The 15,420-nt window shown below is 59.3% G+C and carries 16 protein-coding genes; 3 read left to right on the plus strand and 13 right to left on the minus strand.

The features are described from left to right. From BUE21_RS14205 to BUE21_RS08125, 13 genes are all read right to left on the minus strand, one after another. The coding region (locus BUE21_RS14205; RefSeq protein ID WP_084523053.1) for an IS3 family transposase at positions 1 to 292 on the minus strand (292 nt) is incomplete at its 3' end. Between the two features lie 76 nt (positions 293 to 368). After that, positions 369 to 1,106: a DNA polymerase III subunit epsilon gene (dnaQ, locus tag BUE21_RS08070; RefSeq protein ID WP_073356182.1), complete on the minus strand. Its 738-nt coding sequence runs from the start codon at positions 1,104 to 1,106 to the stop codon at positions 369 to 371. 12 nt (positions 1,107 to 1,118) lie between these two features. Further along, complete coding sequence (fdx, locus tag BUE21_RS08075) at positions 1,119 to 1,457, minus strand: ISC system 2Fe-2S type ferredoxin (RefSeq protein ID WP_073356244.1); 339 nt, start codon at positions 1,455 to 1,457, stop codon at positions 1,119 to 1,121. A gap of 32 nt (positions 1,458 to 1,489) precedes the next feature. After that, on the minus strand, positions 1,490 to 3,373 hold the full coding sequence (hscA, locus tag BUE21_RS08080) for a Fe-S protein assembly chaperone HscA (protein ID WP_073356183.1): 1,884 nt from the start codon (positions 3,371 to 3,373) through the stop codon (positions 1,490 to 1,492). 25 nt (positions 3,374 to 3,398) lie between these two features. Beyond that, entirely contained in the window at positions 3,399 to 3,944 is a 546-nt protein-coding gene (gene hscB / locus BUE21_RS08085; RefSeq protein WP_073356184.1) for a Fe-S protein assembly co-chaperone HscB, read from the minus strand. Between the two features lie 84 nt (positions 3,945 to 4,028). Beyond that, a complete protein-coding gene (gene iscA, locus BUE21_RS08090) occupies positions 4,029 to 4,352 on the minus strand; it encodes an iron-sulfur cluster assembly protein IscA (RefSeq protein WP_073356185.1) in 324 nt (107 codons plus the stop codon). Positions 4,353 to 4,385: 33 nt separating this feature from the next. Next, positions 4,386 to 4,784, minus strand: coding sequence for a Fe-S cluster assembly scaffold IscU (iscU, locus tag BUE21_RS08095; RefSeq protein ID WP_073356186.1), 399 nt, complete (start codon positions 4,782 to 4,784; stop codon positions 4,386 to 4,388). A gap of 81 nt (positions 4,785 to 4,865) precedes the next feature. Beyond that, positions 4,866 to 6,086 (minus strand): IscS subfamily cysteine desulfurase, encoded by a 1,221-nt coding sequence (locus tag BUE21_RS08100; protein ID WP_073356187.1) that lies wholly within the window; start codon positions 6,084 to 6,086, stop codon positions 4,866 to 4,868. A 118-nt stretch (positions 6,087 to 6,204) separates the two neighbouring features. Continuing rightward, positions 6,205 to 6,741 (minus strand): Fe-S cluster assembly transcriptional regulator IscR, encoded by a 537-nt coding sequence (gene iscR / locus BUE21_RS08105; protein ID WP_073356188.1) that lies wholly within the window; start codon positions 6,739 to 6,741, stop codon positions 6,205 to 6,207. Positions 6,742 to 7,021: 280 nt separating this feature from the next. Continuing rightward, positions 7,022 to 9,061 (minus strand): excinuclease ABC subunit UvrB, encoded by a 2,040-nt coding sequence (gene uvrB, locus BUE21_RS08110; protein WP_073356245.1) that lies wholly within the window; start codon positions 9,059 to 9,061, stop codon positions 7,022 to 7,024. Positions 9,062 to 9,274: 213 nt separating this feature from the next. Beyond that, the gene (gene ilvC / locus BUE21_RS08115) at positions 9,275 to 10,291 is read right to left on the minus strand and encodes a ketol-acid reductoisomerase (protein WP_073356189.1); all 1,017 of its coding nucleotides are present in this window, start codon (positions 10,289 to 10,291) and stop codon (positions 9,275 to 9,277) included. A gap of 101 nt (positions 10,292 to 10,392) precedes the next feature. Beyond that, the gene (ilvN, locus tag BUE21_RS08120; protein WP_073356190.1) at positions 10,393 to 10,884 is read right to left on the minus strand and encodes an acetolactate synthase small subunit; all 492 of its coding nucleotides are present in this window, start codon (positions 10,882 to 10,884) and stop codon (positions 10,393 to 10,395) included. A 316-nt stretch (positions 10,885 to 11,200) separates the two neighbouring features. After that, positions 11,201 to 12,982 (minus strand): acetolactate synthase 3 catalytic subunit, encoded by a 1,782-nt coding sequence (locus BUE21_RS08125; RefSeq protein WP_073356191.1) that lies wholly within the window; start codon positions 12,980 to 12,982, stop codon positions 11,201 to 11,203. 405 nt (positions 12,983 to 13,387) lie between these two features. Here BUE21_RS08125 and BUE21_RS08130 point away from each other — a divergent pair, with 405 nt between their 5' ends. The 3 genes from BUE21_RS08130 to BUE21_RS08140 all read left to right on the plus strand — a co-directional run bounded on the left by BUE21_RS08130 (position 13,388) and on the right by BUE21_RS08140 (position 15,389). Continuing rightward, positions 13,388 to 13,969 carry an RNA polymerase sigma factor gene (locus BUE21_RS08130; RefSeq protein WP_073356192.1) on the plus strand — a complete coding sequence of 194 codons (582 nt, stop codon included), beginning with the start codon at positions 13,388 to 13,390 and terminating at the stop codon, positions 13,967 to 13,969. Next, positions 13,966 to 14,424, plus strand: a complete 459-nt coding sequence (locus BUE21_RS08135; RefSeq protein ID WP_073356193.1) for a DUF3619 family protein — start codon at positions 13,966 to 13,968, stop codon at positions 14,422 to 14,424. The genes BUE21_RS08130 and BUE21_RS08135 overlap by 4 nt, the downstream gene beginning before the upstream one ends. 62 nt (positions 14,425 to 14,486) lie before the next feature. Beyond that, positions 14,487 to 15,389 carry a DUF3106 domain-containing protein gene (locus BUE21_RS08140; RefSeq protein WP_073356194.1) on the plus strand — a complete coding sequence of 301 codons (903 nt, stop codon included), beginning with the start codon at positions 14,487 to 14,489 and terminating at the stop codon, positions 15,387 to 15,389. Positions 15,390 to 15,420 lie beyond the last annotated feature (31 nt).

Here is a 15,420-nt window from a genome sequence, read left to right on the forward strand (position 1 = left end):
CGCTTTTGTGAGCAAACCAGGCTGTAGCCTTTGCCAAGATATCGCGCTCCTGCTTAACTTGCCTGAGCTCGCGCCGTAATGCGGTCAATTCTTGGCGCTCAGCGGTGCTCAACGGTGCATCTGAAGACGTATCGCCGGTTTCATCAATTTGACTCTGGCGAACCCAGGTGCCAATGCTGGTGGCGTGGCATCCAAACTCTCGGGCAAGTTCAGCATGTGTGCGACCTGCTTTGGCCAGCTCAACAATTTGACTGCGAAACTCAGGTGGATACTGCGGGCGTTTTGAAGACATGATGGACTCCTTCTTTGAGAAATATAAGGTGTCCGGTCAATGGGGGGAACTTCAGGCAGCCAATCCGCCCTACTCACTACACAGCGGCAGATAGCTGTCGCCACACGGTGGCCTGCTGGCTATCCTTGTCGATGCCTGCGAGTACCGCTTCGTGGGCCTGCAACTCCTGCTCGCAAGCATAGACTACGGGCAAATCCAGTGCCAATGCGAAATCCAGTGGCGACGCATCCTGGGCCTGTGGCTGCCGACTGTCTGGCTGCTCGGTGGCTTCTTCCTCGCCACTGACCAGCAGGGCTTCCTGACCGCGTGTGAGGTGGATATACACCCGCGCCAGCAATTCCGAGTCCAGCAAGGCCCCGTGCAAGGTACGCGAGGATTTGTCGATGTCGAATCGGTCGCACAGCGCGTCCAGCGAATTGCGCTTGCCGGGAAAATGGCTCTTGGCCAGCACCAGGCTGTCCACCACACCCAACACATGCTGGCCCAGTGGTGGCCGTCCAATGCGGCGCAATTCACTGTCGAGAAAGCCCACGTCGAACGGGGCATTGTGGATGATGAGTTCCGCATCATGCAGAAAATGCAGGAATTCATCCACCACCTGCTCAAAGCCGGGTTTGTCGCGCAGAAACTCGGTGGTGATGCCGTGTACCCGCAGCGCATCGGGGTGGCTGTCCCGATCCACCTTCAGGTAGTAGTGCAGGTTGTTGCCGGTGAGTTGCCGGTTGAGCAGCTCCACGCAACCGATTTCGATGACGCGATCGCCATCGGCCCACGACAGGCCGGTGGTTTCGGTATCCAGAATGATTTGGCGCATGGCTTCAGAACCTCAGTGGTTTTCCTTGGCGTGATTGATGGTGTAGCGGGGAATTTCCACCGTCACATCTTCCTGCGCCAGAATGGTCTGGCAACTCAGGCGCGACTGCATCTCCAGCCCCCAGGCCTTGTCCAGCAAATCATCCTCTTCTTCGGTGGATTCGTTGAGCGATTCCAGTCCCTTGCGCACCACCACATGGCAAGTGGTACAGGCACAACTCATGTCGCAGGCATGTTCAATCGCTATGCCATTTTCCAGCAAGGCCTCGCAAATGGTTGTGCCAGTCGGCACAGTGATTTCAGCACCTTCGGGTGCCAGTTCGACGTGGGGGAGTACGGTAATTTTTGGCATGGTTTCCATCGATTCGGAGTGTGCACGCAGATTCAGAACGACTGCACCTGCTGGCCCGCCAGGGCATTCTGGATGCTGCGGTTCATGCGCTCGGCGGCAAAGCGTTCCGTGCCGGCATTCAGCGCGTTGGCGGCTTTGTCAATGGCAGCGGGTGTGGACAGTGTCTGGTCGGCCATGACGGTCTGCAACCGTGCCACCAGTGCCTCAATGGCACCGCGCTGTTCCACATCCAGCAGATCGCCATCGGCCTGCAAGGCGGTCTGCGTGGAGATGATGAGGCGTTCGGCATTGACACGCGCCTCGGCCAGTGCCCGCGCCTGAATATCCTGCTGGGCGGTGTGAAAGCTCTCTTTGAGCATCTGCTCGACCTGCGCATCGCTCAACCCATACGAGGGTTTGACCTGGACGCTGGCTTGCACACCGGAAGTCAGCTCCTGCGCCGATACACTCAGCAATCCATCGGCATCGACGGTGAAGGTCACGCGAATGCGTGCCGCCCCGGCCACCATCGGCGGAATGCCGCGCAACTCGAAGCGCGCCAGACTGCGATTGTCCTGCACCAGATCACGCTCGCCCTGCACCACATGGATGGCCAGTGCAGTCTGCCCGTCCTTGTAGGTGGTGAAATTCTGCGCCTTGGCAATCGGAATGGTTTCGTTGCGGTGGATGATGCGCTCGGTCAGTCCCCCCATGGTCTCCACCCCCAGCGACAGCGGCACGACATCCAGCAGCAGCAATGCTTCGTCATGTGGATTGCCCGCCAACTGGTTGGCCTGGATGGATGCCCCCAGAGCCACGACTTCATCGGGATTGAGATCGTTGAGTGGCTCGCGACCGAACATGGCCGCGACGGCGTCCTGCACGTCGCGCAACCGGGTGGAGCCGCCGACCATGACCACGCCCTGCACCTGCGAGGTTTGCAGCCGCGCATCCGCCAGGGTATTGCGCAGCACCTGCAAGGTGCGTGCCACCAGCGGTTGTGCCAGTTCGCTCAACTGCGCACGGGTGAGCGACAGCGTGTGCGGATGCGCCGCCCACTCCACCCGCAACGCCGCTTCGTCCTGTGTGGCCATCAGCTCCTTGGCCTGCCTTGCCGCCTGCAAGGCCTGCGATTTTTGCAGACTGTCAGCGGGAACCGCACCAGTCTGGGCAATCACCCACTGCACGATGGCGGCATCGAAATCGTCACCGCCCAGCGCAGAATCACCGCCCGTGGCAATCACCTCGAACACGCCCTTGCTCATGCGCAGAATGGAAGCATCGAAGGTGCCGCCGCCCAGGTCATAGACCAGATAGATGCCTTCGGCTGCGTTGTCCAGTCCGTAGGCGATGGCCGCTGCCGTAGGCTCATTGATGAGGCGCAGCAGCTTGATGCCCGCCAGGCCAATGGCATCCTTGGTGGCCTGCCGCTGGGCATCGTCGAAATAGGCAGGCACAGTGACCACCGCCCCGAACAGATCGGCATCGAAACTGTCTTCGGCACGTTGGCGCAGTGTCGCCAGAATTTCGGCACTGACTTCCACGGGCGTTTTCTCGCCCGCCGCCGTCTCGATGGCCAGACTGATGTGCCCGTCATCCTGTCCATGTTCATGCAGGCGATAGGGCAAGTGCACCACCGCATCGGCCACATCCGCCAGACCACGTCCGATCAACCGCTTGGCAGAAACCACGGTATTGGCCGGGTCGGTGGCGGCCGCCTGCAAGGCAGCATAGCCGATGCGCCGACGGCCATCGGCTCCGTAGTGAACGGCCGATGGCAACAGCACGCGGCCTTCTGCGTCGGGCAGGCACTCTGCCAGACCGTGGCGAACAGCGGCCACGAGGGAATGCGTCGTTCCCAAGTCAATGCCCACGGCCAGCTTGAACTGGTGGGGGTCAAGGCTCTGGTTCGGCTCGGCAATTTGCATCAAGGCCATGTAGGGGTATCCTTTATTGATTCATTCACCGGACAGGCATGTCCGACTCCGTGGCATCGGCCAGCACACGCAACCGCACTTGCACCGCCTGGAGAAAACGCGCCAGAAACATCAATGCACGCACATGCTGCGCGGCCACTGCATAGTCCTGCTGCGCATCCAGTGCGTGCGCCGCCTGATCGAACAGGCTCTGCTGAAATTGCTGTACCTCGGCCTGCAACGCCTTCAGTTCCGCCAGGGTGTTCGCATCGTCCAGTGCCTCCCGCCATTCCAGTTGCTGCATCAGAAAGGCCGGTGGCATGGCGGTATTGTCTTCCTCACCCAACGATATCCCATGCAGCTCACACAGATAGGCTGCCCGTTCCAGCGGTTCGCGCAGCCGCTGGTATGCCTCGTTGATGCGCACCGACCACTGCATGGCCACGCGCTTCTCGACGGCACTGCTGGCCACGAACCGGTCGGGATGCACCTGTGCCTGCAAGGCCTTCCAGCGTCGGGACAACTCCTCGGCATCCAGCCCGAAGGATGGTGCGAGGCCCAGTATTTCAAAATCGTTGGATTGGAGATTCATGACAAAACAAAACCGCCAGCAAACACCGTCTGGCGGTTGAAGTGGGAGCGGCACAGGACGGCACGCACGCCGCCCAGCCTGAACTCAGATGCGAAAACTCTCGCCACAACCGCAGCGGTCGCGCTCGTTCGGGTTGCTGAACTTGAAACCCTCGTTCAGCCCTTCGCGGACAAAGTCCAGTTCGGTGCCGTCCAGGTAAGCCAGACTCTTGGGATCGACCAGCACCTTGATGCCATGGTTCTCGAACACGAGATCGCTGGCATCCACTTCATCCACATATTCCAGCTTGTAAGCCATGCCGGAACAGCCTGTGGTCTTGACCCCCAGGCGCACACCAACCCCTTTGCCCCTTCGGCTCAGGTAACGGCTGACATGCCGTGCAGCCGCTTCGGTCAAAGTCACAGCCATACCGATGCCTCCTTTCCAGACAATGAACAGTCGTCAGACTGCCGCTTCCACCGTTTGCTTGGCACGGTAGTCCTGTACGGCAGCCTTGATGGCATCCTCGGCCAGAATCGAACAGTGCACCTTCACCGGGGGCAGTGCCAGTTCTTCGGCAATGATGGAGTTCTTCAGCGCAGCCGCTTCATCCAGCGTCTTGCCCTTGACCCACTCGGTCACCAGCGACGAAGAGGCAATCGCAGAGCCACAACCGTAGGTCTTGAAGCGGGCATCCTCAATGATGCCGGTGTCGGGATTGACCTTGATTTGCAGCTTCATCACATCGCCGCAGGCAGGTGCGCCCACCATACCCGTGCCCACGGTGGTGTCGCCCTTATCGAACGATCCCACGTTGCGGGGGTTTTCGTAGTGGTCGATTACTTTGTCTGAATAAGCCATTGCAAGCTCCTTTTCATGGGGTTGTTTTGTTTACCGTGTGGGATGAACCCAATGCCGCCGTAGTTCCGTACCAGTCGGTATTCAGTGTGCGGCCCACTGAATGGTGCTCAGGTCGATGCCGTCCTTGTACATCTCCCACAGCGGGCTGAGTTCGCGCAGCTTGTGTACATTCTCACGGATGGTGGCAATCGCATAGTCCACTTCTTCCTCGGTGGTGAAGCGGCCAAAAGTCATGCGCAGGCTGCTGTGTGCCAGCTCATCGGTGCGTCCCAGGGCACGCAGCACATAGCTGGGTTCCAGGCTGGCCGAGGTACAGGCAGAGCCGGACGACACTGCCACACCCTTGATGCCCATGATGAGGGATTCGCCTTCCACGTAGTTGAAGCTGATGTTCAGGTTATGCGGTACACGCTGGGTCAGGTCGCCATTGATGAACACCTGTTCAATGTCCGTCAGGCCATCCAGCAGGCGTTTTTGCAGCCGTGCGGCATGTTCCCGATCCTGCGCCATTTCTTCCCTGGCAATGCGGAAGGCTTCTCCCATGCCCACGATCTGGTGGGTAGCCAGGGTGCCCGAGCGCATGCCGCGTTCATGCCCGCCACCGTGCATTTGCGCCTCGATGCGCACCCGTGGCTTGCGGCGCACATACAGGGCACCGATGCCCTTGGGGCCATAGGACTTGTGCGAGGCCAGGCTCATCAGATCCACGGGCAGGGTCTTGAGGTCGATTTCGATCTTGCCGGTGGCCTGGGCAGCATCCACATGGAAGATGATGCCCTTCTCGCGGCAGATGCGGCCAATGGCAGTCATGTCCTGAATGACACCGATTTCATTGTTCACAGCCATGACGCTGACCAGAATCGTGTCGGGACGCAGGGCGGCCTTGAACACATCCAGATCCAGCAGGCCATCGTCCTTGACATCCAGATAAGTGACTTCAAAACCCTCACGCTCCAGCGCGCGCATGGTATCGAGCACCGCCTTGTGCTCGGTCTTGACCGTGATGAGGTGCTTGCCCTTGGTCTGGTAGAAGTGTGCCGCGCCCTTGATGGCCAGGTTGTCGGACTCGGTGGCACCGCTGGTCCAGACGATTTCGCGCGAATCTGCCCCGATCAGGTCGGCCACCTGGGTTCTGGCCTTTTCAATCGCTTCTTCAGCTTCCCAGCCCCAGGCATGGCTGCGCGAAGCGGCATTGCCGAAATGCTCACCCAGCCACGGAATCATGGCATTGACGACGCGGGGATCCACCGGGGTGGTGGCACCATAGTCCAGATAAACGGGGAAATGTGGGGTCATGGGAATTGAAATTGTAAAAAGTCACACAGAGGCAAAAACAGTTACTTTCGCCCATCGCAGAACCGATCACTGCACACCAGACATGGGGCAGCAGCCAGTCGAATCCAAACCTGCTGTCAGAAAATCAGGTTTTGGCAAAAGCACCGCCCAGTGCAAAGACCGAGTTGGGTGCATTGACCCGAATGGGCTTGACCACCGGGGCGGAAGAAATGGCACGCTTGGCCGGCCCACGGTCTTCGATGTAAACGCCTTTGGCGATCTGCTCGTCCACCAGCTTTTGCAAATCCACCGAATCCAGAAACTCCACCATGCGCTGGTTCAACATGGTCCACAGATCGTGCGTCATGCAACGCTGGCCTGTGCCGTGACAGTTTTCCTTGCCCGCACAGTGCGTGGCATCGATCGGCTCGTCCACGGAAACGATGATGTCGGCCACCGTGATGTCCTTGGCCTTGCGTGCCAGGGTATAGCCCCCGCCGGGGCCGCGCGTGGACTCCACCAGTTGGTGGCGACGCAGCTTGCCAAAGAGCTGCTCCAGATAAGACAGGGAAATTTGCTGACGCTGGCTGATGGCGGCCAGCGTCACAGGGCCACTGCCTTGGCGCAGGGCCAGATCAATCATGGCAGTTACGGCAAAACGCCCTTTGGTGGTGAGACGCATGGTGGGTTCCTTGTTCGTGCAGGGAAAGAAACACCTTGCAGTCAGCGGTAACTGACACAATGCAAGGCACCGTCCTCACTGATTACAGATACATGGTTGATGGGCAACGAACCCCATCAATGGATATGAAGTCTGACTTAGTGTTTGCCCGAATTATACCATAATCCCCATTAAATTTGTCAGGTAATTTTCATGGGATTTTTTTGTAATATCAATCTGTTACCAATGTAGCGTGACACACCCCTGTCGCAGCGGACAAGTGCATGATGCGGCACGGGCATCAGGCTGGCGCAGAACCATCCGCACCAAACAAATGCCTTTTGAGTTGCTGGAGCCTGTCGCGCAACTGCGCTGCCTGCTCGAATTCCAGGTTGCGGGCACATTCCAGCATTTGTTTCTCCAGTCGCTTGATTTCGCGTGCTGCTTCCTTCTCGCCCATCTCCAGTATTTCGGTGTTCCAGACACTGTGCACCGCCTGCTGCTGCACCTCCTTGCTGGCTTTTTCGCTGTACACGCCATCGATCAGGTCGCGCACCTGTTTGACAATGGTTTGCGGGGTGATGCCATGCCTCTGGTTGTGCTCCATTTGCTTTTCGCGTCTGCGCCGGGTTTCGCCAATGGCACGCTGCATGGAGTCCGTCATCCGGTCGGCATAGAGAATGGCCGTACCGCGTGCATTGCGCGCCGCCCGGCCAATGGTCTGGATCAGGCTGCGCTCGGCCCGCAGAAAGCCTTCCTTGTCGGCATCGAGAATGGCCACCAGTGAGACTTCGGGAATGTCCAGCCCTTCACGCAGCAAATTGATGCCCACCAATACATCGAAGGCTCCCAGCCGCAAGTCGCGGATGATCTCGACACGCTCGACGGTATCCACATCGCTGTGCAGATAGCGCACTCTCACGCCGTTGTCACCCAGGTACTCGGTCAGCTGTTCCGCCATGCGCTTGGTCAGGGTGGTAATCAGCACCCGGTCGCCCATCTCGGTGCGTGTGCGGATTTCCTGGAGTACATCGTCCACCTGGGTGGTGGCCGGTCGCACTTCCACTTCCGGATCCAGCAGGCCGGTGGGGCGCACGATCTGCTCGACCACATTGCTGGCATGTTCCTGCTCGTATCGGGCCGGTGTGGCCGAGACAAAGATGACCTGGCGCATCCGCTGCTCGAATTCCTCGAACTTCAGTGGCCGGTTGTCCATTGCCGAAGGCAGGCGAAAGCCGTATTCCACCAGCGTCTGCTTGCGGGCACGGTCGCCGTTGTACATGGCGTTGAGCTGGCCGATCATCTGGTGGCTTTCGTCCAGGAACATGAGGGCATCATCGGGCAGGTAATCGGTCAGCGTGGCCGGAGGATCGCCTGCCGCCGCACCGCTGAGGTGGCGGCTGTAGTTCTCGATGCCCTTGCAATGCCCGACTTCGCTGAGCATTTCCAGATCGAAGCGGGTGCGCTGTTCCAGACGCTGGGCTTCCACCAGCTTGCCCATGCCGGTGAGCTGGGCCACGCGCTCGCGCAATTCTTCCTTGATACGCTCGACGGCAGTCAGCACCTTGTCGCGGGGCGTGGCGTAGTGGCTGCCGGGATAGATAACAAAACGCGGAATGCGCTGCACCACGCGCCCAGTGAGGGGGTCGAACAGTTGCAGGTTCTCCACTTCGTCATCGAACAGCTCGATGCGCAGTGCCAGTTCCGAGTTTTCGGCCGGGAATACATCGATGGTGTCGCCCCGCACCCGAAAGCTGCCCCGGCTCAGTTCCACGTCGTTGCGCTGGTACTGCATCCGCACCAGTTGCGCGATGGCCTCGCGCTGGTGGATGGTGTCGCCATTGCGCACGATGAAACGCATCTGCGTGTAGTCTTCCGGCGCGCCAATGCCGTAGATGGCCGAGACGGTGGCGACGATGACGGTGTCGCGCCGTTCCAGCACACTCTTGGTGGCCGACAGGCGCATCTGCTCGATGTGTTCGTTGATGGCGGAATCTTTCTCGATGAAAAGATCGCGCTGCGGCACATAGGCTTCGGGCTGGTAATAGTCGTAATAACTGACGAAATACTCCACGGCATTCTTCGGGAAGAACTCGCGGAACTCGCTGTACAACTGCGCAGCCAAGGTCTTGTTGGGCGCGAAAACAATGGCAGGGCGACCCAGCCGCGCAATCGCATTGGCCATCGTGAAAGTCTTGCCGGAGCCTGTCACTCCCAGCAGGGTCTGGAACACTTCGCCGTTTTCCACGCCTTCCACCAGTGCATCGATGGCTGCGGGCTGATCGCCTGCCGGTGGATAGGGCTGGAACAATTGGAAGGGAGAGTCTGGGTATTGCAACATCTGCCCTTGAGCAGGGGTCGCAGGCGTGGCAGGTGCGTTGTGGGAGGTTTTCTGGTTCACCAATCAAGTCCTTTGCGCCACCCGCACGGCCGGGAGTGGCATCTGTCCGTGGCAGCAGCGATTGTCCCGCAAAATAAAAAAGGCCGCTGCAAAGCGACCTTGAGGTGTCTGGCACGGGCCGCACAATGGCAGCCCGTTGCAAGCCGATGGAAATCAGTTGCGGGTTTGATCAACCAGCTTGTTCTTGGCAATCCAGGGCATCATGGAACGCAGTTGGCCACCGACCTGTTCGATCGGGTGGTCGGCGGTATTGCGACGACGGGCGGTCATGCTGGGGTAGTTCAGGCGACCTTCCTGGATGAACATCTTGGCATAGTCGCCGTTCTGGATGCGCTTGAGGGCATTGCGCATGGCTTCGCGCGAGGTTTCGTTCACGACTTCAGGGCCAGTGACGTACTCGCCGAACTCGGCATTGTTGGAGATCGAGTAGTTCATGTTGCCGATGCCGCCTTCGTAGATCAGATCGACGATCAGCTTGAGTTCGTGCAGGCACTCGAAGTAGGCCATTTCAGGAGCGTAACCGGCTTCCACCAGAGTTTCGAAGCCCATCTTCACCAGCTCCACCGCACCGCCGCACAACACGGCCTGTTCACCGAACAGATCGGTTTCGGTCTCTTCCTTGAAGTTGGTTTCGATGATGCCAGCCTTGCCACCGCCGTTGGCAGAAGCGTAGGACAGGGCCAGGTCGCGTGCCTTGCCAGACTGGTCCTGGTGCACGGCGATCAGGTGGGGAACGCCACCACCCTGGGTGTAGGTATTGCGCACGGTGTGGCCGGGAGCCTTGGGAGCCACCATCCAGACATCCAGATCGGCACGGGGCACGACCTGGTTGTAGTGGACGTTGAAGCCGTGGGCGAACACCAGCGACGCGCCGGATTTGATGTTCGGCTCGACCTGTTCCTTGTACACGGCAGCGATGTCCTCGTCGGGCAGGAGGATCATGACCACATCGGCGGCCTTGACGGCTTCGGCCACTTCCAGCACCTTCAGGCCGGCTTTTTCGGCCTTGGGCCAGGAGGCCCCACCCTTGCGCAGACCCACCACCACATTGACCTTGCTGTCGTTGAGGTTCTGGGCGTGTGCGTGACCTTGGCTGCCATAGCCGATGATGGCCACGGTTTTGCCCTTGATGAGGCTCAGATCACAATCCTTGTCGTAGAAAACTTTCATGATTAACTCCTGCGGTTCATGCAAAAACGGAAAAACACTGGGAATGCAATGGGGGTTGTTTCAATGGAACTTGCCCATCGGGCCTGACAACAGCGTCAGACTCAGACTTTCAGAATGCGCTCGCCACGGCCAATGCCATTGGGGCCGGTGCGCACCGTCTCCAGAATGATGCTCTGGTCGAGCGCGGCCAGAAACGCATCGATCTTGGACTGGATGCCGGTCAGCTCGATCGTGTAGCTCTTGTCGGTGACATCGATGATATGCCCCCGGAAAATGTCGGTGGTGCGCTTGACTTCCTCGCGCTCCTTGCCCGCTGCCCGCACCTTGACGATCAGCAGTTCGCGCTCGGTATAGGCCCCTTCGGTCAGATCGACCACCTTGACGACCTCGATGAGGCGGTTGAGGTGTTTGGTGATCTGTTCGATGGTGTCATCCGACCCGTGGGTCTGGATGGTCATGCGCGACAGGGATGGATCCTCGGTAGGAGCCACGATGAGGGACTCGATGTTGTAGCCGCGTGCAGAAAACAGCCCGACCACGCGCGAGAGCGCGCCCGGTTCGTTTTCGATCAGCACCGCAATGATATGGCGCATGGTTTATAACTCCTCTTTTCGCTGCCCTCCCCACCGGCACGGTAATACCGGGGCTTGGCAGGCAATTGATTCATCTTGGAATTGACATCCTCCCCTGCCTAAAGTCAGGGAATTCCCGTTTCACAGAACCCAGCCAATGCCTCAAAGAGACACAGGACTTACAGCTTCTCCACGGGCTGACACCGCCAGTCCAGCGGCCAAAGTTAATCGAAACCAGAGAACTACTTGATTATCGCAGTCCTGAGTTGGGTTTTACAGAGAGATAAAAGGACAGGAAAGGCCACCGCACGACCCGCAGCCTGCGGCAGCCATCCGGTTACAGGTCTTCGGCTCCCAGCAGCATCTCGGTAATGCCTTTGCCGGCCTGCACCATCGGGAACACGTTCTCGCTGGGGTCGGTGCGGAAGTCCAGGAACACTGTGCGATCCTTGAGCTTGCGCGCCTCGCGCAAGGCTCCTTCCACATCCTGTGGCCGCTCGACCAGCAGACCCACATGGCCATAGGCTTCGGCCAGCTTGACGAAGTTGGGCAATGCGTCCATATAGCTGTGGCTGTAGCGACCGGAATATTCGATTTCCTGCCACTGGCGCACCATGCCCAGATAACGGTTGTTGAGCGCACAGATCTTGATGGGGGTGTTGTATTGCAAACAGGTGGACAGCTCCTGAATGCACATCTGCACCGACCCTTCACCGGTGATGGTGAAGACTTCACTCTGCGGCTTGGCCAGCTTGATGCCCATGGCGTAGGGAATACCCACACCCATGGTTCCCAGGCCACCGGAATTGATCCAGCGGCGCGGCTCATCAAAACGGTAATACTGCGCTGCCCACATCTGGTGCTGACCGACATCGGACGTGATGTACACGTCATCGTCCTTGGTCATGTTCCAGAGGGTTTCCACCACATACTGGGGTTTGATGACTTCGGTGTTGTGGCGATCGTAGTCCAGACACTTGCGGCTGCGCCAACCTTCAATGGTGTGCCACCACTCCTTCAGGGCCTGAGCATCGGGCTGCTGCTCGGTTTCGTCCAGCAGGGACAGCATCTCGGTCAGCACATCCTTGCAGTCGCCCACGATGGGAACCTGCACCTTCACGCGCTTGGAGATGACAGATGGATCGACATCGATGTGGATGATCTTGCGCTCGTTCTGGGCAAAGTGCTTGACGTTGCCGATGACGCGGTCATCAAAACGCGCACCGATGGCAATCAGCACGTCGCACTGCTGCATGGCATTGTTGGCCTCGATGGTGCCGTGCATGCCCAGCATTCCGAGGAATTGCGGGTCAGAGGCCGGGAAGGCCCCCAGCCCCATCAGCGTATTGGTGACGGGGTAGCCGAGCTTCTTGGCCAGCAGGCGCAGCTCCTGGGTGGCATTGCCCAGAATGACCCCACCACCGGCATAAATATAGGGACGTTTGGCCGACAGCAGGTACTGCAATGCCTTGCGGATCTGCCCGACATGGCCTTTGCGCACCGGGTTGTAGGAGCGCATTTCCAGCGTTTCAGGGTAGCCGGCATACGGCACCTTCTTGAAGGAAATGTCCTTGGGTATGTCGATCACCACAGGGCCGGGACGGCCCGTGCGGGCAATGTGGAATGCCTTCTTGACCGTCAGGGCCAAGTCCTCGGCATTCTTGACCAGGAAGTTGTGCTTGACCACCGGACGGGTAATACCCACGGTGTCGCACTCCTGAAAGGCATCGAAACCAATGGCTGGGGAGGGAACCTGCCCCGAGATCACCACCATCGGAATGCTGTCCATGTAAGCGGTAGCCAGGCCGGTGACGGCATTGGTCAGGCCGGGGCCGGATGTCACCAGAGCCACGCCGACATTGCCAGTAGCGCGGGCGTAGCCATCGGCCGCATGCACAGCGGCCTGCTCATGGCGCACCAACACATGCTGGACGGTTTCCTGACGATAGATGGCATCGTAGATGTAGAGGACGGCTCCGCCTGGGTAGCCCCAGATGTACTCCACGCCTTCGGCTGCAAGGGATTTGAGAAGGATGTCCGCGCCCATCAGTTCAGGGGCTGCGGCGGACTGGCGAACCGCGTCGGCTGCGGACTGGTATTCCGCCTTGGAGATTTCCATGATGAACCTTTCGAGATTTTCAGACTGAAAAACCTTGGGTGCTCCTCGCAACGACTCTTATGAAGCGTGCTCGGAACTTGAGAACATGACCACCGGCATGCAACGCACTATTGTGCGCAAGGCCAAGCCATGTTCCGTTTGCAAAGTTGAGATTGGGATGAAGGCGGTGATTATCCACTATTTTCCGGTTTGGCATGGCAAAACATCAGTACAGGCTGCGGTATTGCCGGTGGGGTATTTCGGGGATAATCCGGCCTCTGGGTCAAAAAGGGAAAGATACAAAAGGGTCAGCATGAATTCAGAACCGTTCCCATCGAAGCGCGTGGCGCAGTCCAGGAGAGACTGTGCCCACACAGGGACTTTCCGGTTGGCCCACCGTTTCTGAACTGGCATTCAGGTTCCGCCTTGGCATCCGAAAAAGAACTGTCCGATTTCCTGCTTGAGGTGGACAAACGCGCCTTCAAGCGCACCCTGTTCCATGTCAAGGATGTGGACGCGGCACTGGACATCGTGCAGGACAGCATGATGAGCCTGGCCGAGAAATACGCGGACAAGCCGATCGACGAAATCCGCATGATCTTCAACCGCATTCTGGCCAACACCACGCTGGACTGGTTTCGCCGGCAGAAAACCCGTAATGCCCTCTTCAGCAACATGGACGACTGGGAAAGTGCCGCGACCGAACGGGACGGGGACGACAGCCCTTACGCCTTGCTGGAGCACTACGCCGGGCCGCACGGACAAACCCTGGTCGAGAGTGCGCAGGCTAGCCACGAACGCCAGGAAATCCTGAACGCCATCGAAAAAGCACTGGAAACCCTGCCAGCACGTCAACGCGAAGCGTTCATCATGCGTTATTGGGAAGAAATGGACGTTGCCGAAACCGCTGCCGCCATGGGATGCTCGGAGGGCAGCGTCAAGACACACTGCCACCGCGCCACCAAGGCCCTCAGCGAAATTCTGGCCGCCCAGGGAATTAGACCATGAAGCATCACACACGCCACCACCCTCCAGAAGATACCGAAGCCCTGGCACTGCGACTGGGTCAAGCCCTGAAAACTGCCCATGCGCAGGATTTGCCCGCCGACATCACCGCACGGCTGTCGGCCATGCGATTGCAGGCACTGGCTGCACACCGCCAGGCACAGCAACAGGCCACGCACGCGCACACTCCTGCCAAACAACGCCGCACCATCCGCTTCACCTGGTGGCAACGCCTGCTGGCCGCCCTGCCGATTGCCGCAGCCGGAGCCACGGCAGCATTCATGCAGGGTGCCGTCAGCGACGATGGCCTGACGAGCCACATCGAACAGGATATTCAGATCCTCTCCAGTGAAGTGCCACCACAGGCATGGACAGACCCCGGATTCGTGGAATTTCTCAAAGCCTATCAACCACCCCAAACCGAAACAGGGCACAATCAGCCTTCGCCTTCCCGCTGATTTTCTGGTTGCTGTTCGCTTTGCCTGATTCAAGCTTTCTCACCGCTCCCATACGGTCGCCCTTGTCTGCGCGGCTTTATGTCGCCGCACTGGTGGCCGTGCTGACTTTGCTGTGCCTGCTGCTCGTCTGGAACGGGAAACACAGACCCCATATCCGCCCCGTGCTGCCCGATGGGCTGCACTACAGCGGCCCGCTGACGCTGTTTGGTGATCCGGGGTTCTTCCACCAGCAAGCGGCTGATGCGGCATTGGGCCATTCGCCTCTTCAGACCACCGATACCCCCACAGCCACAGACCCCGGCAGTGCCCCGGCACTGGTGGCAGGCGTGCATATCACACGCCCGCTGTGGCAAGACCTGTCCAGCCAGCAGCAGGCCGTATTGCAAAGCCTGCAAAGCAGCTGGCCTTATCTGAGCAGTGCCGAAAAACGCCGCTGGCTGGCTGTGGCCCAGAAGGCACGGCAACTCGATGCCGCAGCGGTGGACTTACTGGCCGAGCGCATCAGTCCCTGGAGCCGCCTGGATGAAAACGAACGCATCGGCATCCGCCGCCTGTTCGACGAGCAACAAGCGCAACTGCAAGCCAATGGCGCATCCGCTTGGCAGGTCTACAGCCAGTTGAGCGATATCGAGAAAGCTCTCTGGGTTCGCAGGGCCACGCGCCAATCCGCTCCGCAAGCCGCACAGCCCAGCCGCCGCACCCAGCGCAAGCCGCTGGTGCGCATTCCTGCGGCCAATCAGGCACGCCGACAACTGGCCAATCTGCCCAAGATTCCACTGGAACCTGTCGTGCTTTCCCCTGCCCAACAGCGCAATCCACACCAGCCCACCAGCACAGTGGCCCCCGTGGCCGCAAGCAACCAGCCTGCACCATCCACCGAGAAAGCAGCTCCGGCATCGAGCCGACGCTGGGGCACCATCACGATCACGCCTCCCGACCCGCTGCCTCCCGCCTATGAAAATTGACGCGAGTGTCTGACGCAATGCCGTGCCCTTT

The sequence above is a fragment of the Lampropedia hyalina DSM 16112 genome (genome assembly GCF_900129055.1).
Classification (GTDB): domain Bacteria; phylum Pseudomonadota; class Gammaproteobacteria; order Burkholderiales; family Burkholderiaceae_C; genus Lampropedia; species Lampropedia hyalina.